Below are 17,547 nucleotides of genomic sequence, written 5' to 3'. Positions count from 1 at the left end.
GGGCGTCTGGTGTGCCGGGCTCCGCTCCGCGGCTCTCAGCCGCGCGGACCGCGGGCCAGCAGGGCGTGCAGCAGCGGCAGCGCCGACGCGATCATCAGCACGGTCCCGAAGCCGCTGTCGTCCGGGCGCACGACGGCGCCCGCGATCAGCAGGCCCGCGAACAGCACGGCCGAGATCACGCGGCGGACGGTGCCCTCGAGCCGGTTCAGCCGGCGCTCGATGGTGGGGACGGTGACCGCGAGCTCGCCGTCGTCGAGGGTCGTGACGAGCTCGTCGAGCCGGCGCGGCAGGCGCCAGATCAGGCCGAGCGTGTCGACGGCCTGCTTGCCGACGTCCTGCACGACGGAGCCGCGCTCCTCGCGGATCAGCTGCTGCGCGTAGGGCTCGACCGAGTCCCACAGGTTGAAGGCCGGGTCGAGCGCGCTGCAGACGCCCGAGGTCAGCGACATCGCGCGGATGACGAGCAGGAAGTTCTCGGGGAGCTGGAACGGCAGCGCGCGCACGACGTCGCCGAACTGCACGGCGAAGTCGCGGAACTCGCGCGGATCCACCTCCCGCAGCTCGGCGAAGCCCATGCCGCCGAAGCGGGCGAAGAGCTGCGTGAGCGCCCGCTCCAGCTCACGGGAGTCGGCCGAGGGGAGGAGGACGCCGACCGCGCGGGCCGCGTCGACGAGCCCCTTGCCGTCGCGGGAGGCGGCGGCGATCAGCATCCGGCGCAGGCCCGCACGGGTGCTCGGCGGCACCTCGCCCATCATCCCGAAGTCGATGAAGGTGAGGCGCCAGGGCAGCTCGCCCCCGGGGGTCGGCGTGACGAAGACGTTGCCGGGGTGCGGATCCGCGTGGAAGTAGCCGTTGGTGAAGAGCTGGTCGAACATCACGGCCGCGAAGACCGGAGCGACCTCCCGCGGATCGATCCCGGCGGCCAGCAGCGCGGCGTGGTCCGTGATCTTGATCGCGGTGACGTCCTCGAGCGTGAGGACCTTGCGGGTCGAGCGCTCCCAAACCACGTCCGGGACGGCCACCCGGGCGTCGCCCGCGAAGTCGGCGGCGAAGCGGACGGAGTTGGCCGCCTCCTGCAGGTAGTCGATCTCCTCGAGGCTGGTGACCGCGAACTCCTCGACGAGCGCCGGGGCGTCGACGCGGTCCGAGACCAGGCGCACGTGGCTGAGCCAGCCGCCGACGCGGCGCAGAGCCGCGAGGTCGACCTCGACGATCTGGTCGATCCCCGGCCGCTGCACCTTCATGATGGCGGCGGAGTAGCCGGTGTCCTCGGCGTCGACGGGGGAGAGCCGGGCGCGGTGAGCCTGCCCGAGAGAGGCGGCGGCGACGGGCGACTCGTCGACTCCGGCGTACGCGCGCTCGAGCGGAAGCCCGAGCTCGGACTCGGCCAGCGCCCGGATCCGCGGGAACGGGACGGGCGGGACCTCGTCCTGCAGCCCCTCCAGCTCGCGGGTGATCTCGGGCGGCAGCACGTCCAGGCGCGACGACATGAACTGGCCGACCTTGATCATCAGGCCGCCGAGATCGACCGCGAGCACGTGGAAGCTGCGGGCGAAGCGGCGCATCCGGCCGGGCCGGGTGCGGAGCGCGACGCGGGTGAGCCCCACCCGCGGCAGGAGCAGGTCGAAGAACCAGGTGACCGCGAGATGCCACGCGGCGAAGCGGAGGATCCGGCGGTAGCGCCGCCGGTCCTCCCGCTCTCGGTGGCCCGGGGCGGCAGGACCCGGGCTGACCGAGGCCACCCGGGTCAGTCCTGCGCGAGGATCGCGTACAGGCGGCGGCGCACGTCCTCGAGTTCGGCGACGGCCTTGCGGATCTGCTCGGGGGTGCCCGAGCGTCCGACCTGGGCCGCGGCCTGGGCGAGCTCGAGGCCCGCCTTGGGCAGAGCGCCGAAGTCGACGTGGTCGGAGTCGTTCCACGGGGTCGAGGTGCCGTGCTCGGCGACCGTCGCGCGGCCGGCGTCGGTCAGCGTGTAGGTCTTGCGGCCGTTCTGCTCGTCGGCCGTGATGAGGCCCTCGTCCGCGAGGAGCTGGAGGGTCGGGTAGACCGAGCCGGGGCTCGGCTTCCAGTCGCCTCCGCTGCGCTCCTCGATCTCGCGGATGATCTGGTAGCCGTGCATGGGCTGCTCGGCGAGGAGCGCGAGCACCGCGGTGCGCACGTCCCCGCGGCCGACCCGGGAGCCGACGCGCTTCTCCATGCGGGAGCGGGCCTGCTCCATCGCGCGCCAGATGCTCTCGATGGGCGTGCCGGTGCCGAACGCGCCGGTCGATGACGATCCGTTCATGATGACCTCCTGTTTCTCCGAACGATACTCAGCGATATGGGTGGCGACTGTGAACGACTGCCGCGTCGGCTCAGAGCTTCGCGAGCTTCGCCCGGGCGACGAGGAACAGCCCGTACATGACCAGTCCCGCGCTGACGAGGGTCAGGGCGATCGTGCCGTACGGAGGGACGTCGAGGAAGCGGATGGCCCCGTCGAGCCCGGTCGCCTGGCGGGCGTCGCCGGTCAGCGCCGCGACCACGAAGATCCCGCCGGCCAGGCCCAGAGCGAGCCCCTTCGTGATGTAGCCGGTCGCGCCGAGGATCAGCACGGCGGTCCCCGTCGGGCCCTCGGGGATGCGGACGAGCTTGCGGAAGCCGCGTCGGATCCCGATCGCGACGAAGCCGATCCCGCTGCCCAGCACGATCCCGCCGACGATCACGAGGATCACGACGCCGACCGTGCTCGTCAGCAGCTCGGTGTTGATGCGGCGGATCGTGGCCGAGGAGCTCGTCGAGCCGCCGAGCGCGAAGACGAGCGTGGTGCCCGCGAGCGTGAGCGAGGCGAAGCCCTTGCCCGACTCGACGATCCGGCGGCCCAGGCGGGCGGCGAGGCCGGCTGCGGAGGAGCGCCCGCCGAGGGAGAGCTGCCAGAGGCCGAGCGCGACGAGCCCGACCAGCGCGGCCCAGACCACCACGAGCCCGACGGGGGAGTCCGCCATGCGCCCGATCGCCCCGGACGCGTCCGCCTCCCGCGAGGTCTCGTCGCTCACTGCGACGCGCAGGGCGAGGCCGCCGATCAGGAGGTGGATCAGTCCGTTCACGGCGAAGCCCGTGCGGGCGAGGCGCCGGAAGCGCCGGGTCCGGACTCCGGCGCGCGGCGACGGCACGCTCGCTGTGGACATCGCGCAACCCTCTCATCCCCGGCGGCCCCGGCGCCTCCTGACCCGCCGACGCGCGCTTGGCAACCCTCTCCCCGGCCGGGTGCCCGAGTCGTCGGATGGAGGTGCGGTGCAGATCGCGCCGCAGCAGGACGAGAGAAGGAACCCCATGCGTGCACGCCGACGTCGCGCGGGCGGTCGCCGAGGGCCGAGGCGGGGCGGACGTCCCGGACCGGTCCCGAGCGGGGGAGGGCGGCGACGGTGACCGGAGCGACGCTCCTCGTCCGCCGTCCGTCGAGCCCGGCCTCGCGGGTGCTGGTGCTCCACGCGACCGCGGTCGAGCTGGAGCTGCTGGTGGACGCGCTGCTCGGGCTCGCCGAGGAGACGCCGTGCCTGGACGTGCGGGTGGCGGCGAGGTCGCGGGCGGCGCTCCTGCTGGCGACCGTCGATCCGGAGGCGGTGCTGCCGCTGGCCGAGGCGCGGCGGGTCCGCGTCGGGCTCCGCCGCGAGCGCGAGGAGCTGGAGCGCGGCGGGGTCGGGTGCCGGCACGTCGTCGAGGCGCGGGTCGGCCGTCGGTAGGTCCGGAGCGGGTCCGATCGGCCGCCGGCCTCGCGACGAAGTCCTGACGGAGGTCGTCCACCGCCGATGTGCGCCGCGCCGTCCCGCCCCCGTCAGCAGCAGCCGCAGGCCTCGGAGTCCTCCCTCGTCAGCGCGGCGATCGGCGTCGTGCAGGTCTCGCCGCGCCAGGCCTCCAGGCCCTCGCGGACGGCGACCGCGGCGATCACGAGGCCGGCGACGGGGTCGGCCCACGTCCATCCGAGCGTGCTGTTCAGCAGCAGGCCCACCAGGACGGCGGCGGAGAGGTACGAGCAGAGGAGCGTCTGCTTCGAGTCCGCGACGGCCGAGGCCGAGCCGAGCTCGCGGCCGGTCCGGCGCTCGAGCAGGGAGAACGCGGGCATCACCAGCAGGCTGACGGCGGCCAGCACGATGCCGACGGGGGAGTGCTGGGCCTCCGAGAATCCGAGCAGCGCCCGGACCGAGTCGACGGCGACGAACGCAGCCAGGCCGAGGAACGAGACGGCGATCACCCGCAGCGCGGTGCGCTCGCGCGCCTCCGGATCGCGGCCCGAGAACTGCCAGGCGACGGCCGCGGCGGAGAGCACTTCCACCACGGAGTCGAGGCCGAAGGCGACGAGCGCGGTGGACGACGCGACCGTCCCGGCGGCGAGGGCCACGATCGCCTCCACCACGTTGTAGCCGATCGTCGCGCCGACGATCCAGCGGATGCGCCTCTGCAGCACGCGGCGGCGGGCGGGGAGGAGCGGAGCGCGCAGGGCGGTCATGCGCAGCGGCAGTCGTCGCCGGAGCAGCACTCCGGATCGACGACCAGGGCCAGGCGGAGCAGGTGGTCGAGCGCCCCGGCGATCCGGGTCTCGGCCAGCCGGTACCAGGTGTACCGGCCGTCCTTCACGGCCTCCACCAGCCCGCATCCGCGGAGGCATGCGAGCTGATTCGACATCACCTGCCGCGAGACCCCGAGCGCGTCCGCGAGGTCGGAGGGGACGGCCGGAGCCTCGCGCAGCGCGAGCAGGATCCGGGACCGGGTCTCGTCCGCCAGGGCGGATCCGAGGCGCGCGAGAGCAGCGGAGTGGGTGAGGGTCGCGGAGGCGGGCACGGGAGCGACGGTACACGCGATGCTGTATCGAGCGCGAGGGCGGTGGTCTCTTCTCGAACGTGCGAGCCCCCCCCTCCTGCTCCCCCCGTCGGGTGGGCGGACGGGCCGCACTGCCGCGGATCCCCGGGGCCGGCCTCCACGGCGCGGCCCGAGCGGCCCGCGCGCCGTGCCAGGATCCCCTTGATCACGGCGCCCGTCCGCCGCTCCGCCGCTCGGTCTCCTGGAAGGGCCACGGACCCGCCTTGCTCGATGCCACGACCCTCCGCGTCGCCTTCGGGGTCACCGCCCTCACCCTCTTCCTGCTGTTCGCGCTGGTCACCTACCGGTCGACGCGCTCGTCCTTCAGCTTCTGGTGGTGCACGGCGCTCGCGCTGTTCATGGGCGGCTCGCTCGCCTACCTCCGCGACGGCACGGCCGACCAGGTGTGGGCGAATCCGCTCGGGAACGGGCTCATCGTGGCCGGCGCCGCCGCGGTCTGGGCGGCGAGCCGCTCCCTCCGCGGCAGGCCGACGCCGTGGTGGCTGGTGGTCGCTCCGACCGTGGTGGTGACGGGCGTGTCCAGCCTCGACTCGCCCGCCGTCAACGACTGGTCGGGAGGGCCGCTCTACCTCGCCTCGATGGCGCTCCTCATCGGCCTGTCGACCCGCGAGATCGCGCTGCTCGGCGCCGGACGCTCGCGCACGCGCTGGCCGCTGCTGCTCAGCTCCGGCGCCCTCTCCCTCTACTACGCGCTCCGGTTCGCCGTGTTCCTGGCCGCGGGGCTGCGCAGCGAGCTGTTCGCGACCTGGTTCGGGACCCCGACCACCACGCTGATCACGCTGGTGCTGCTGGTCGTGGTGTCGTTCAGCATGGCCTCGCTCAGCGGCGAGCAGGTCGCGCAGATGCTCACCGCCGGCGCCGCCCGCTCGCGGCAGGAGCTCGCCGACGGCGAGAGGGTGCAGCGGCGGCTCGAGCCCCGCTCGGTCCCGGATCTCCCGGGCTACGACGTCGCCGGCGCCTGCGTGCCGAGCGGGACGGTGAGCGGCGACTTCTTCGACTGGCGCTGCACGCCCGACGGGCTCGCGGTCACCGTCGCCGACGTGATGGGCAAGGGGGTCGGCGCCGCGATGATCGCGGCCACGGTCCGCGCCGCCCTGCGCGTCACTCCTCCCGCTCTCGGCCCCGCGGCGACGATGGCGCTCATCGACCGGGTCGTCGAGCCGGATCTGTCGGCGAACGACGCGTTCGTCACGCTCCTCCACCTGCGGCTCAGCGCCTCGACCGGCGACATCGCGCTCGTCGACGCCGGCCACGGACTCGGGATCGTCTGCCGCACCGACGGCTCGCGCGAGCGCATCCCCTCCGCCCATCTGCCGCTCGGCCTCCTCGGCACGCAGGAGTGGCAGCCGACCGGCCTCCGGCTCGACCCCGGCGACCTGCTGCTGATCTGCAGCGACGGCGTGCTGGACCTCTTCGACGGCTCCCTCGCCGCCCTCGACCGGGTGGCCGACGCGGCCGTCGCCGCCCCCGCGACCGCCGCCGCCGCGGTCGCCGGCGTCACCCGTTTGGCGGCCGAGGGGCTGCTGGCGGACGACGTGACCGTGGTCGCGATCCGGCGGACCTCGGGGAGCTGACCCGGCCTCAGCCCCGCCCCGCCTGCAGCCGGAGCCCGGCCAGCAGCAGGTCGAGGCCGGAGCGGAACACGTCGAGGTCGTCGTGCGTCGCCATGACGTCGGCCGCGTGGTGGCCGAAGGGGAACTCCTCCGGATCGAGGGCGCGCCAGCGGTCGGCCAGGTGCTCGAGGAACTCGCCTCTCTCCATCCCGCTCTCGAGGAACTCGCGGGGCGGCGGCTGCGCCAGGTCGGCCGCGACTCCGACGACGTAGCTGACGATGGACGACACGGCGTGGAACCGCTGCCGGGGCGTCAGGTCGAGAGCCATGAGCTGCTGCCCGAGGCGCTCGTACATCGCCATCGAGTTGGGCTGCACCCCGGTCGTGCGGAGCATGTAGAGGCCGAACCAGGGTCGGCGGACGCACTCGTCGAAGAGGGCCAGTGCGACGGCGCGGACGTTGTCGATCGGGTCCGGCCCGTAGGTGAGCGGCTCGCTGTCGGCGAGGACCCGACCCATGACCTCGTCGGTCGCCCGCTCCAGCAGCTCGTCGCGGCTGCCGACGTACCAGTAGATGCTCGCCACGCCGCCGCCGAGTCGGGCCGCGAGCGCGCGGAACGTGAGGGCCGACTCCCCGGACTCGTCGAGGATCGCGATCGCCTCGGCCAGCACGGTGTCGAGCGAGTGCGACGCTCGGCGGCGGCCCCGGGCGGGGGAGGGCGCGGCAGCGGTCTCCGTCGGGCGATCTGCAGGCATGGCTTGCATCTTACCGAACGGCGTTCCATACTATCGAACGCCGTACGAGAGTCGAACGGCGTTCGATAGGAAGGCGCCTCGATGTCCGCTCCGACGACCACCTCCGCCGAGTCCCGCGCTCACACCTCCCTCCGCTCCGCGGCACTCCCGCTCGCCGCTCTCTGCCTCGCGTTCTTCGTCGAGATGGTCGACAACACGCTGCTCTCGATCGCCCTCCCGACGATCGGACGCTCACTCGACGGGTCGACCGCCGGACTGCAGTGGGTGACCGGTGCCTACTCCCTGACCTTCGGCGGGCTGCTGCTGACAGCCGGGTCCGCCGCCGACCGGTTCGGCCGCCGCCGCGTGCTCCTCACCGGCCTCGCCGCGTTCGGGCTGATCAGCCTCGCCGTCGTCCTCGTCACCGACATCGGCCAGCTGATCGCCCTCCGCGCGGCGCTCGGCTGCGCCGCGGCCGCCATGGCGCCCGTCACGATGTCGCTGGTGTTCCGGCTCTTCGACGACGAGAGGCTCCGCATGCGGTCGATCACGATCGTGATGATCGTCGGGATGTCCGGCATGGTCCTCGGCCCCCTCCTCGGCGGCTCGATCCTCAGCACCGTCAGCTGGCAGTGGCTGCTCGTCGTCAACGCCCCGATCGCGCTGCTGGTCTGGATCGGCTTGCGCCTCGGAGTCCCCGCGGATCAGCGCGCCGACCTCACCTCCGGTCGGCTCGACCTGCCGGGGACCGCCCTCACCGTCGCCGCGGTGGGGCTCGGCTGCTACACACTCACCAGCGGAGTCGAGAACGGCTGGCTGTCGCTCCTCACGATCGCCTGCGCCGCGGGCACCGTCGCCGCCGTCGCGGGATTCGTCGTCCGCGAGCGCCGCGCCGTCTCGCCCATGATCGACCTCGCGATCTTCCGCGCCGGCCCCGCGCGGGGAGCGGCGCTCACGCAGCTCGGCGCCTCGGTCGCCTTCGCGAGCGTCCTGTTCGGCCTGATCCTGCACTTCCAGTACGCCTACGGCTGGAGTCCGGTGCGCGCCGGCCTCGCGAACCTGCCCGTCATCGTCACGATGCTCGCCGCCACTCCGATCACCGAGCGCCTCGCCGCGAAGCTGGGGCACCGCGCGGCCTGCCTGATCGGCACCGGGCTCCTGGTCGGCGCGCTGCTCGGGATGTCCTGGGCGGTGGACCGGGGCTACCTCGCGATCGCCGTGATGATGGTCGTGATGACGGTGGGCCTGCGGACGATCATGACCATCTGCGCCGTCGCCCTCGTCGAGGCGATGCCCGCGAACCGCACCTCGATCGGTGCGGCGCTCAACGACACGGCCCAGGAGATCGGCACCAGCATCGGCACGGCCGTCGTCGGAACGCTGATCGCCGCACTGGTGGCGACCACCCTCCCGGCGGGCGCGTGGAGCGCGGACCTCGTCCGGAGCTTCTTCGCGGGTGAGCGGGTCGCTTTCCTGGTCGTGGCGGTCCTCGTCGGCGTGATCGCGACGATCGGCTCGCTGTCCCTCAGCGACTCCCGCTCCACCGAGGAGCCGGCGGCGGCCTAGTCCGTCGGGTCGCGCCGGGCGTCCTCGAGGTCGGCGATGTCCGTGTACTCGAGGAAGTCCAGCGGCGGGATGTCCGTCATCTCCTCGCTCCAGGAGGGGCGGGCCGGCTGCATGCGGCGCGTCTCGAGCTCGATGTGGGCGATGACCTCCGCGTCGTCCGGATCCTCCACCTCGCTGCTGTCGATCGGCAGCGACCAGAGCTGGCTCGCCGGCCCGATCAGCAGGTGGGCGTAGGCGCGGCCGCCGCCCTCGGTCAGGACAGGCACCGAGACGACGTCCGACTTGTTGACGTCCGCGAGGGCCCGGGCGTACCGGAGGACCGCCTTGCAGGTCAGGTCGCCGACGAGGAGGTGGCCGCTGGAGTAGTGCAGTTTCCGCATGCGTCCAGCCTCCGCGCGCCGCCCGCGGGCCCTCAAGAGGGTTGCCGCGGGGAGGCGGCGCCCCTAATGGGCCGGGAGGTCCCGTCCGATCGGGATCATCGCTCGGGGTGTCCGGCGCTCTCGCGGAGCTCGCGGCCGTCGGCGACGTCCTCGGCGTGCTTCTCCGCCTTCTTGTCGCTCTGCCGGGTGTCGCGGGGCGGGAGCTGGATGTGCTCCTCCGCCGGGATGCCCGCCTGCAGCTGGCGGCCTCGCTCGAGCTCGGCGTCGAACTCGGCCCCGAAGAGCAGGGCGAGGTTCGTGATCCAGAGCCAGAGGAGGAAGACGATCACACCGCCCAGGGCGCCGTAGGTCTTGTTGTAGTTGCTGAAGTTGGCGACGTAGAACGCGAAGCCGGCCGACGCCAGCGCCCAGACGACGAGGGCGAGGATCGAGCCCATGCTGGTCCAGCGGAACTTCGGCTGCCGCACGTTCGGAGACCAGTGGTAGAGGACCGCGACGATCACGACCATGATCGCGATCAGAACCGGCCACTTGGCGATGCTCCACACGGTCAGGGCGACCTCGCCGAGGCCGACGGCGTCGCCGATGGTCTGCGCGACGGGTCCGCTGAGCACGAGGATCAGCCCGGCGATCACGAGCAGGAGGACCGTCACGAGGGTGACGGCGAGCATCGTGGGGCGCAGCTTCCAGATCGGGCGGCCCTCGTCGATCTCGTAGACGCGGTTCATGCCGCGCCCGAAGGCGCCGACGTAGCCGGAGGCGGACCAGAGGGCGCCGAGGACACCGGTGACGAACGCCAGGCCGGCGGCGGGGCTGGAGGTGAGCTCCTGGATCGGGCCGCGGACCGTGTCGAGGACGTCGGCCGAGACGAACCCGCCGGCGATCTCGAGCACGGTGTCGGTCGTGGTCTCGGCCTGCCCGAAGAGGCCGAGGATGGAGACGATCGCGAGCAGCCCGGGGAACAGCGCGAGGACGGCGTAGTAGGTCAGCCCCGCCGCGATGTCCGTGCACTGGTCGGCGCCGAACTCGCGGAGCGTCTTCTTGAGGACGTAGCCCCACGAGCGCTTGGTGACGTCCGTCGGTCCGTCGGGCTTGCGGGAGTCGTCGGGGTCGGGCGCGGTGCGGTCGCGCTCGGTGCTGGTCTGGGCCACGGTCGTCCTCCATCTCGAGCGTCTGCGGATCGTCGGGGACGGAAGGACCGCCTGCGATCGCTCCGAGCCCCGACGACGCCGTGCTCGCCACCGACCGTAGGAGCGCCGGACGCTCAGGGCAGGACGGTTGACAGCCGCCCGTCGAGTCCGGTGGGGGAGGTGTCCCGCGGTGGAGCCCGCGCTCAGAGCTGCGCGAGCAGCCTCTCGCACGCCTGCTCGCAGCGGCGGCAGGCCTCGGCGCAGATCCGGCAGTGCTCGTGCATCCCGGCGTGCTGCTCGCAGTCGTCGGCGCAGGCGCGGCAGGCCAGGAGGCAGGCCTCGACGAGGGCGCGGACGGCCGCGGATCCGACGACGCCGCGGCGGGAGAGCACGGCGCCGGTCGCGGCGCACACGTCGGCGCAGGCGAGGTCGGTGCGGATGCAGTGGACCAGCTCGGCGACCGACTCCTCGCCGAGGCACGCGTCGGCGCAGGCGGTGCAGGTGAGTGCGCAGGCGCCGCACGCGTCGATGCACTCGGCCAGGACCTCCGGATCGACGCCGCGCAGCTCCTCGGGGTGGCTCCGGATCATGTCGCTCGTGCTGCTCATGGCGCGTCCTCTCGTCGTGACCCCGGCGGGTCGATCGGTCCGGGCGACGCTACGGGCCCGCCCGCCGCCGGGCGAGGGCCTGGCCAGGCACCGCGGCCGGTGATAGCCGGGCCGTCAGCCCCTCACGACGAAGGCGTCGTGGATCAGGTTGCCCCCGGTCGCCGCCGGATTCCGTGTGCTGCCGCGGGTGATCGTGACGGTGTGGGTGCCGGCGGGCAGGGTCCCGCTGGTCCAGACGGTCTGGGCGGAGCGGGTGGTGGCGCTGTAGCGGTCGACCGAGGCCACGAGGACGCCGTCGAGGCGGACCTCGTCGATCCCGGACGTGCTGGACCGGCGGCTCACCCACGAGACTCCGGTGCCGGTGAAGCGGAGGGTCGCCGAGGCGCCCCCCGTCGACGAGAAGGAGACGCCGCCGCCGCTGTCCGCGGAGGAGGAGGTCGTGGACCAGGTGCCCGTGACGGCGACGGCCGGCGAGCCGTTCTGGTGGGTGCCGGCTCCGACGGCGGCGAGCGGCGTCGCGGTGGCGGTCGGCGTGGAGGTCGGCGCTGCGGTCGCGGTCGGCGTGGTCGTCGGCACAGGGGTGGCGGCGCTCTTCGCGAGCACGATGGACGCCGTCGCTCCCTTCAGCCCGCTCGGCCGGAACGTGATCGTCGTCGCGGTGCTCGTCCTGCTCGTCACGCTCAGGGCGGCGCTCGAGGACACCGTGCCCGCGGTCGGCCGCGCGAGCGTCACGGTGAGCGCGCTCGTCGAGACCTGCGTCGGGTCGACGGTCGAGACGGTCACCGTGTCCGCGTCCTCCCGGATCGAGACCAGTCCGGCGCCGGTGATGCTCGCGACCCGGGTGCCTCCGACGAGCACGGGGCTCGTGGTCCCGGCCTTCCACGACACGGCGCTCACGGTGCCGGTCGAGCGGTCGCGGGCGGCGCTCAGCTGGGAGGTGTTGCTGAGCACGGTCACGTCCGGGTCCACCGCGTACGCGGCGGTCGCCGCCTCGGAGGCGCCGGGGAGGACCGTGTACGCGTACGAGGCACCGGTCGGGTTCGTGCCGTGGCTCGTCGTGAGGGAGTAGTAGTGGCCGGTCACCGGCGCCGTCGGACCGGCGGTGCTCACGGCGCTCCAGGCTCCGGTGCGGGTCCGTCCCTGCGCGGTCAGGGCGATCGGCGCCGGGAAGACGTAGCCCACCGACTCCGCGGAGCCGGTGATCGAGGCCCAGCGGGCGGTGCTCGTGGCGGTCGCCTCCGCACCACGGAGGACGCCGTCCACGCGGAGCCTCGCATCGGGAGCGAGGTCGCGGCGGTCGTCGATCACCGTCTCCGCGCGCCGGCGCGCCCCGTCCCAGCCGGTCCCGGACATGTCGGTCGCCGTGATCCCGGAGCCGAGCGCGAGGATCTCGTCGTCGAAGGTGAACCAGGCCTTCTTCGCGACCAGGCTCACCGACGCCGCGTCGAAGTCGAGCGCCGCGATCCCCGTCCGCCGCGACGGGCTCTCGAGGCTCCCGGTGAAGGTCGTCGTCGGGCGGGACGACGCGCCCTCGCCCGCGCTCCGGACGATCGTGTCCTCGGTGGTGCCGGGCATCCGGTACGGATTCGCCGTGGCCCAGTAGCCGTCGTCGTACTGGCGCCCGCTGCCCAGGTGGAGCGAGGTCGCGCCGTCGCCGGTGTACCAGCCGCTGCGGTTCTCGCCGTTGAGCGACTCGTAGCGCGCGATCCGCGTGCTCGACAGGCCGACGGCGAAGCCCGAGGTCGCCGTGGTCCGCGTGAAGCGGTCCATCCCGGCGAAGGCCCGGACGCCCGAGCCGATCGGGGTCGCGATCAGGCCCGTGTCGGCGAGGACGAGCCGCGCGCGCACGACGTCGCTGACGGATCCGGCCGTCTCGATGCTCACGGGGCTGCCGGCGTTGCAGGCCAGCCAGCTCTTCGCCAGCGCGTTCGTCCGTGTCCTGGCCGAGGGAGGGGCGCTGTCGGCGAGGCGCAGCACCGCCGCCTGCAGCTGGACGCCGACGTCGCCGTCCTCCGACTCCGCCCGCGCGGTCTCGCGGCCGCGGACCGTCGACATCACGGCGCCGCACCAGGTGACGGGGGCGAAGGAGGAGGCGAGCCGGTCGTACACGCCGAGCCCCTCCGGGCTCGTGATCTCCCAGCGGGAGCCGTCGAGCAGCGCGTACAGGTCGTCGAGGGTGTCGAGCATCGAGAGCCCGTACCCGCCGCTGTAGGCGAAGACGCTGTGCTGCACGAAGGAGCCGTCGGCGTGGAAGCCGTCGCCGGACGCCACCGTCCGCAGCGCCGGGTCGATGCCGGCGGCCGCCTCCGCGATCTTCGTCGGCTGCTTCAGCAGCACCGCCCGCCCGGCGATGACCGCCGCCGTCCAGATGCGGTTGGCGCCGGTCCGGGTGACGGTGTCGGCGAAGCGCGTCGAGGCCGACAGGTAGGCCTGCACCTGCGCCGCCGAGAGGTCGGGGTAGAGGAGGGCGGTGATGCTGTTCAGCTCGAGCGGGATGCCGATCTGCTGCTCCCACCAGCGGGAGGTGCCGGTGGTCGAGCGGTTGTAGCGGTTCGCCGAGAGCCAGTCGGCGGTCGTGACGACGTCGCGGAGGAGCGCCGGGTCGCCGCTGAGGGCGGTGCCGGGGGTCTTCAGCGCGGTCGCGAGGACGGTGACCCGCTTGTAGGCGGCCCACACCTCCACCGCCGAGGTGCCCGTGACCAGGTCGGGCCAGGGCTCGCCGCCGTCGGTCTCGAGCGTCGACCAGTAGCCCTCGGCCTCGGCGACGAGGCGGCCCTTCGCCGCGGCGAGGCCGCCGACGCTCGCGCTGCCCGGGATCGTGCCCGTCAGGTCGGCGACGAGGCCGAGGCGCATCGCGTCGTACTCGTCGCCCGCCGAGTCGACGGCGGACGCGGTCGGCGCGGCGGCGAGCGGGAGGATCAGGGCGGTCACCAGCAGGAGCGCCGCAGCGAGCGGGCTCCCGCGCCGGGGCGCGTCGGATCGAGAGGGTCGGTTCGTCTCCGCGCGCGTTCGGCGGAGGGGACGCGGCTGGGTGGGCACGGGCGCTCCTGAGGCGACGCCCACGAGCCTGCGGGCTTCGGGTGCTCGCGGGTCGCCGGGGGAGCGTCGGGTGAAGAGTAGGGGTCCGCTCCGTCCGGCGGCAAGAGACGGAGGCGAGGACGGCCGGGATCGGCCACCGCCGACGCTCCCGACCGCGCGATCTGCGACAGCCGTACCCCGTGAGGGGTACAGAGGCGCCGAAGGTCCCCCACCCGTCAAGCGGGGCGATACGGTCGGAGGTGCGTGTGCGCTCCGGGGAGTCCCGGCGCGGCGCGCAGGGGGAAGGGGGCACGGATGATCGAGGCCGAGCAGGATCCGCGGCTGGTGGCGCTCGAGGCGCTCGAGATGATGGGGTCGGCTCCGGAGGAGCGCTTCGACCGGATCACGCGGATGGCCGAGGAGCTGTTCCGCGTGCCCGTGGCCGAGATCCACTTCCTCGACGACACCACGCTGTTCACGAAGTCCCCGCAGCGTCCGGACGCCGTGCTCGCCTACCCGCGCGCCGGCACCTTCTGCGACGCGACGCTCGAGAAGCGCACCACCTTCGTCGTGCCGGACCTCGGTGCCGACGAGGCGTGGGTCGGGCACGAGCACGTCGCGGGGTACCCGCACGTCCGCTTCTACGCCGGGCGGCCGCTGTCGGTCGAGGGCGACCTGCAGCTGGGCACCCTCTGCCTCATCGACTTCGTGCCCCGGAGCCTCACCCCGGACGAGCGGCAGCTGCTCGAGGAGTTCGGCGAGTGGGTCGAGCGGGAGCTGCGCGACACGGCGGAGCGCGACCGCGCCGCCGACATGCAGACGCAGATGGCTCCCTCCTCCCTCCACCACCCCGCCGGCTACGAGCTCTCGGGGCTCTCGCTGCCGCGGTGGACGATCACCGGCGACTTCTACAGCTGGCGTGGCGACGACGAGACGGTCGACCTGACCCTCGTGGACGTGATGGGCAAGGGGACGGCAGCGGCGATCGTGGCCGCGTCGATCCGCTCCGCGTTCCGGGCGCGCCTGGGCGGCGACCCCGACGCGGTCGTCAGCGCGGTGAGCGCCCAGCTGCACGACGACTTCACGGCCACCGAGACCTTCGCGACCCTCTTCCACGGGCGCCTCGACACCGCGTCCGGCCGGATCGACTTCGTCGACGCGGGCCACGGGCTCACCGTCCTCCTCCGCGCCGACGGCTCGTTCCAGCGGCTCGCGGCACTGGGCCTCCCGCTGGGCATCGCGGAGGACGGCGGCTGGATCACCCAGACCGTGGAGCTCGCGGTCGGCGACTCGCTCCTGGCCTTCACCGACGGCGTCCTCGACCTCTACGACGGGACGCTGCAGTCCCTGGCGCGCGCGGTCGACCTCGCCCGCGACTCCGCCGACACCGCCGCGTTCCTGCAGGCGCTGAGGGCGCTCGCCGCCTCCGGCTCCGCGTCCGACGACATCACCGCCCTCGTGCTGACCCGCACGGGCGCCGACCGCTCCGCCGAGAAGGACCCCGCATGACGTTCACGACCGAGACGATCGCCCCCGACATCGCCGTGCTGCGGGGGGAGGGGCGGCTCAACGCGGCCTCGGCTCCGGAGCTGCGCTCGGCCGTCCGCCGGGCGATCGACGAGGGCAGCCCCCGCATCGTCGTCGAGCTCAGCGCGGTGACGTTCATGGACTCCTCCGGCCTCGGCGCCCTGGTCGGCGCTCTCAAGACCGCGCGGCAGGCGGGCGGCGACCTGCGGATCGCGGCGCCCAGCGAGCAGGTCGTGATGGTGCTGCAGCTGTCCAACCTCGACCGGGTGCTCACCCTCTTCGACACGGCCGGCGACGCGTACCGTGACTGAGCGCAGCGTCGGGTTCCGCACGCCCCCGGACGACACCGAGGTCGTCCACGAGATGCTCGCCGAGCTCTGGGGCGAGCGCCCGGACCTGCCGACCCGCGACCGCATGGCCGTCGAGACGGCGCTGGTCGAGCTGGTCGACAACGTCATCCAGCACGCGACGTCGACGACGACGATCGTCTGCCGCCTCGTCGTGCGCGTCGAGGGAGACGCGATCCACGCGGAGCTGGTCGACACGGCCGATCCTCCGGACATCGGCACGGGGCCGCGGGAGATGCCGGACGTCTTCGCCGAGTCGGGCCGCGGGCTCGCCCTCATCCAGGCTCTGACGACCACGTTCGAGCACGAGCGCTCCGAGGGGCGCAACGTCTGGACCCTGACCCGGGCGCTGGACTCCTAGCGACTGGCGCGGATCAGCGGATCGTGTGCGCGGTGATGACCGCGGCGGCACGCGCCAGGTCGTCCGCCATGCCGTTCAGCCCGGGGGAGGCCTTCAGCACCTCCGCGCTGACCTCGTCGTAGCGCTCGTCCACCTGCGCGAGCAGCTGCTCCCCGGAGGCGGTGAGGCGCAGCAGGACGCTGCGGCGGTCCTGCGGGTTGGCGAGCCGGTCGACGTGGCCGGCGGTCGCCAGCCGGTCGAGGAGCGCGGTCACGGCGCCCGTCGAGAGGGAGAGCTCGAGACCCAGCCACTTTGGCGTGAGGTCGGGCGACTCGCCGAGCACCTCGAGCGCGGTGAGCTCCGAGATGCCCACGCCCACGCCCGCGGCGATGCTCGCGCGGAGGTGCCGCTGCGCGTTCTCGAGCAGTCGGAGCGACTGCCGCAGCTGCACGGCGGGCGCGTCCTGGTCGACGTCGCGCGGGGTCGGTCTCTCGGTGGTCATTCGTCCTTCTCGGGGTAGGGCTGGGGTCATCGTACGGGTCGCCCTCGGGGGTCCCGGCCTGTCACCCGGACAGGGGGTGAAAGAACGATTGCAATGTATCTTTGCCATCAAGTAACTTAGCGGTCAATCGAGTTCGGCGGAACACCAGCCGGACCCTCCCCCTTCAGCATCAGCCCGCCCCACCCGATCAGGAGTCCTGCCATGTCGACCCACACCGCCAAGTCCAAGCGCGTCCGCTTCGCTCCCCTCGCCATCGCGACGAGCATCGCCGCCGCCGCTCTCCTCTCCGTCTCGATGTCCGGCACCCTGTCCGGCTTCGTCGCGAGCATCTCCAACACCGGCAACACCGCCGCCTCCGGCTCGCTCGTCATGGAGGAGAAGTCGACCGGTGCCAGCCCCATCACCTGCCTCAGCACCGACGGCGGCTCGATCAGCACCAACACCGCGACCTGCGCGACCATCAACAAGTTCGGCGGATCGACCACGATGGTCCCCGGCCAGACCGTCACCACCGCGATCACGCTGAAGAACACCGGCACCGTCAACGCCAACACCTTCACGCTGACCCCCGGCGCCACCTGCTCGCAGAGCAACAACGTCGCGGCCGGCGCCTCCGGCTCCGCCACCGACTTCTGCGGCAAGCTCAACGTCGTGATCACCTCCGGCGGGACCACCGTCTTCACCGGCACCGCCGCGACCCTCGCCGGCTCCGCCGTCAAGACCCTCAACACCGCCCCGGTCACCCCCGGCACCTCCACCCCCTTCTCCATCGCCGTGACCCTCGACTCGTCGGCCACCAACGCCTACCAGGGCCTGTCCGCCTCGCTCCCGCTCACCTGGACCTTCGCGAGCTGATCCCCTCTCCACCCGGCCCGGAGCGCCCCCGCGCGACGGGCCGGGTGGAGAGGGGATCAGCTCGCGAAGGTCCAGGTGAGCGGGAGCGAGGCGGACAGGCCCTGGTAGGCGTTGGTGGCCGACGAGTCGAGGGT

General features: G+C 73.3%; 18 protein-coding genes. 7 read left to right on the top strand and 11 right to left on the bottom strand.

Translation table 11 applies throughout. The annotated features are described in order from the left end of the window. Positions 1 to 35: 35 nt before the first annotated feature. From C5D50_RS02250 to C5D50_RS02240, 3 genes are all read right to left on the bottom strand, one after another. On the bottom strand, positions 36 to 1,742 hold the full coding sequence (locus C5D50_RS02250; protein WP_104267906.1) for an AarF/ABC1/UbiB kinase family protein: 1,707 nt from the start codon (positions 1,740 to 1,742) through the stop codon (positions 36 to 38). A gap of 5 nt (positions 1,743 to 1,747) precedes the next feature. Further along, positions 1,748 to 2,284, bottom strand: a complete 537-nt coding sequence (locus C5D50_RS02245; RefSeq protein ID WP_104224292.1) for a PadR family transcriptional regulator — start codon at positions 2,282 to 2,284, stop codon at positions 1,748 to 1,750. Between the two features lie 70 nt (positions 2,285 to 2,354). Then, positions 2,355 to 3,164, bottom strand: a complete 810-nt coding sequence (locus C5D50_RS02240; RefSeq protein ID WP_104282594.1) for a DUF1206 domain-containing protein — start codon at positions 3,162 to 3,164, stop codon at positions 2,355 to 2,357. A 237-nt stretch (positions 3,165 to 3,401) separates the two neighbouring features. On the opposite strand from C5D50_RS02240, the gene C5D50_RS02235 reads away from it, so the two are divergent. Then, positions 3,402 to 3,719, top strand: a complete 318-nt coding sequence (locus tag C5D50_RS02235; protein WP_104282593.1) for a hypothetical protein — start codon at positions 3,402 to 3,404, stop codon at positions 3,717 to 3,719. A 92-nt stretch (positions 3,720 to 3,811) separates the two neighbouring features. On the opposite strand, the gene C5D50_RS02230 is transcribed toward C5D50_RS02235, so the two are convergent. Beyond that, a complete protein-coding gene (locus C5D50_RS02230) occupies positions 3,812 to 4,483 on the bottom strand; it encodes a cation diffusion facilitator family transporter (protein ID WP_104282592.1) in 672 nt (223 codons plus the stop codon). Beyond that, positions 4,480 to 4,815 (bottom strand): helix-turn-helix transcriptional regulator, encoded by a 336-nt coding sequence (locus C5D50_RS02225; RefSeq protein ID WP_104282591.1) that lies wholly within the window; start codon positions 4,813 to 4,815, stop codon positions 4,480 to 4,482. Before C5D50_RS02225 ends, C5D50_RS02230 begins: the two co-directional genes overlap by 4 nt. 242 nt (positions 4,816 to 5,057) lie before the next feature. Here C5D50_RS02225 and C5D50_RS02220 point away from each other — a divergent pair, with 242 nt between their 5' ends. After that, complete coding sequence (locus C5D50_RS02220; protein WP_104282590.1) at positions 5,058 to 6,428, top strand: PP2C family protein-serine/threonine phosphatase; 1,371 nt, start codon at positions 5,058 to 5,060, stop codon at positions 6,426 to 6,428. Between the two features lie 7 nt (positions 6,429 to 6,435). Here C5D50_RS02220 and C5D50_RS02215 read toward each other — a convergent pair whose 3' ends face one another. Next, on the bottom strand, positions 6,436 to 7,161 hold the full coding sequence (locus tag C5D50_RS02215; protein ID WP_219814684.1) for a TetR/AcrR family transcriptional regulator: 726 nt from the start codon (positions 7,159 to 7,161) through the stop codon (positions 6,436 to 6,438). An 81-nt stretch (positions 7,162 to 7,242) separates the two neighbouring features. On the opposite strand from C5D50_RS02215, the gene C5D50_RS02210 reads away from it, so the two are divergent. Then, positions 7,243 to 8,706: an MFS transporter gene (locus tag C5D50_RS02210; RefSeq protein ID WP_104282588.1), complete on the top strand. Its 1,464-nt coding sequence runs from the start codon at positions 7,243 to 7,245 to the stop codon at positions 8,704 to 8,706. On the opposite strand, the gene C5D50_RS02205 is transcribed toward C5D50_RS02210, so the two are convergent. From C5D50_RS02205 to C5D50_RS02190, 4 genes are all read right to left on the bottom strand, one after another. Beyond that, positions 8,703 to 9,086: a hypothetical protein gene (locus C5D50_RS02205; RefSeq protein WP_104282587.1), complete on the bottom strand. Its 384-nt coding sequence runs from the start codon at positions 9,084 to 9,086 to the stop codon at positions 8,703 to 8,705. The two genes, C5D50_RS02210 and C5D50_RS02205, sit on opposite strands and share 4 nt — an antisense overlap. A 95-nt stretch (positions 9,087 to 9,181) precedes the next feature. Next, positions 9,182 to 10,237 (bottom strand): YihY/virulence factor BrkB family protein, encoded by a 1,056-nt coding sequence (locus C5D50_RS02200; RefSeq protein ID WP_104282586.1) that lies wholly within the window; start codon positions 10,235 to 10,237, stop codon positions 9,182 to 9,184. 182 nt (positions 10,238 to 10,419) lie between these two features. After that, the gene (locus tag C5D50_RS02195) at positions 10,420 to 10,824 is read right to left on the bottom strand and encodes a four-helix bundle copper-binding protein (protein ID WP_104255963.1); all 405 of its coding nucleotides are present in this window, start codon (positions 10,822 to 10,824) and stop codon (positions 10,420 to 10,422) included. A gap of 114 nt (positions 10,825 to 10,938) precedes the next feature. Next, positions 10,939 to 13,755, bottom strand: coding sequence for a polysaccharide lyase 8 family protein (locus C5D50_RS02190; RefSeq protein ID WP_104282585.1), 2,817 nt, complete (start codon positions 13,753 to 13,755; stop codon positions 10,939 to 10,941). A gap of 402 nt (positions 13,756 to 14,157) precedes the next feature. On the opposite strand from C5D50_RS02190, the gene C5D50_RS02185 reads away from it, so the two are divergent. The 3 genes from C5D50_RS02185 to C5D50_RS02175 are packed head-to-tail and all read left to right on the top strand — an operon-like array spanning position 14,158 to position 16,077. After that, a complete protein-coding gene (locus C5D50_RS02185) occupies positions 14,158 to 15,351 on the top strand; it encodes a PP2C family protein-serine/threonine phosphatase (RefSeq protein ID WP_104282584.1) in 1,194 nt (397 codons plus the stop codon). Continuing rightward, on the top strand, positions 15,348 to 15,680 hold the full coding sequence (locus tag C5D50_RS02180; RefSeq protein WP_104224279.1) for an STAS domain-containing protein: 333 nt from the start codon (positions 15,348 to 15,350) through the stop codon (positions 15,678 to 15,680). The genes C5D50_RS02185 and C5D50_RS02180 overlap by 4 nt, the downstream gene beginning before the upstream one ends. Next, entirely contained in the window at positions 15,673 to 16,077 is a 405-nt protein-coding gene (locus C5D50_RS02175; RefSeq protein ID WP_104256700.1) for an ATP-binding protein, read from the top strand. Before C5D50_RS02180 ends, C5D50_RS02175 begins: the two co-directional genes overlap by 8 nt. A gap of 13 nt (positions 16,078 to 16,090) precedes the next feature. Here C5D50_RS02175 and C5D50_RS02170 read toward each other — a convergent pair whose 3' ends face one another. After that, entirely contained in the window at positions 16,091 to 16,558 is a 468-nt protein-coding gene (locus C5D50_RS02170; RefSeq protein WP_104224277.1) for a MarR family transcriptional regulator, read from the bottom strand. Positions 16,559 to 16,759: 201 nt separating this feature from the next. Between C5D50_RS02170 and C5D50_RS02165 the strand changes: the two genes are divergently transcribed. Next, positions 16,760 to 17,413, top strand: coding sequence for a hypothetical protein (locus C5D50_RS02165; RefSeq protein WP_104224276.1), 654 nt, complete (start codon positions 16,760 to 16,762; stop codon positions 17,411 to 17,413). Positions 17,414 to 17,547: the final 134 nt, after the last annotated feature.

The organism is Rathayibacter sp. RFBD1, from assembly GCF_002932915.1.
Classification (GTDB): domain Bacteria; phylum Actinomycetota; class Actinomycetes; order Actinomycetales; family Microbacteriaceae; genus Rathayibacter.
This window is presented reverse-complemented; position numbering and strand designations above follow the sequence as displayed.

Excerpts from the sequence above, each read along its gene's own strand:
- C5D50_RS02195 (WP_104255963.1), bottom strand. The coding sequence starts at position 10,824 with ATGAGCAGCACGAGCGACATGATCCGGAGCCACCCCGAGGAGCTGCGC.
- C5D50_RS02215 (WP_219814684.1), bottom strand. The coding sequence starts at position 7,161 with ATGCCTGCAGATCGCCCGACGGAGACCGCTGCCGCGCCCTCCCCCGCC.
- C5D50_RS02240 (WP_104282594.1), bottom strand. The coding sequence starts at position 3,164 with ATGTCCACAGCGAGCGTGCCGTCGCCGCGCGCCGGAGTCCGGACCCGG.
- C5D50_RS02245 (WP_104224292.1), bottom strand. The coding sequence starts at position 2,284 with ATGAACGGATCGTCATCGACCGGCGCGTTCGGCACCGGCACGCCCATC.
- C5D50_RS02205 (WP_104282587.1), bottom strand. The coding sequence starts at position 9,086 with ATGCGGAAACTGCACTACTCCAGCGGCCACCTCCTCGTCGGCGACCTG.
- C5D50_RS02230 (WP_104282592.1), bottom strand. The coding sequence starts at position 4,483 with ATGACCGCCCTGCGCGCTCCGCTCCTCCCCGCCCGCCGCCGCGTGCTG.
- C5D50_RS02185 (WP_104282584.1), top strand. The coding sequence starts at position 14,158 with ATGATCGAGGCCGAGCAGGATCCGCGGCTGGTGGCGCTCGAGGCGCTC.
- C5D50_RS02210 (WP_104282588.1), top strand. The coding sequence starts at position 7,243 with ATGTCCGCTCCGACGACCACCTCCGCCGAGTCCCGCGCTCACACCTCC.
- C5D50_RS02170 (WP_104224277.1), bottom strand. The coding sequence starts at position 16,558 with ATGACCACCGAGAGACCGACCCCGCGCGACGTCGACCAGGACGCGCCC.
- C5D50_RS02180 (WP_104224279.1), top strand. The coding sequence starts at position 15,348 with ATGACGTTCACGACCGAGACGATCGCCCCCGACATCGCCGTGCTGCGG.
- C5D50_RS02165 (WP_104224276.1), top strand. The coding sequence starts at position 16,760 with ATGTCGACCCACACCGCCAAGTCCAAGCGCGTCCGCTTCGCTCCCCTC.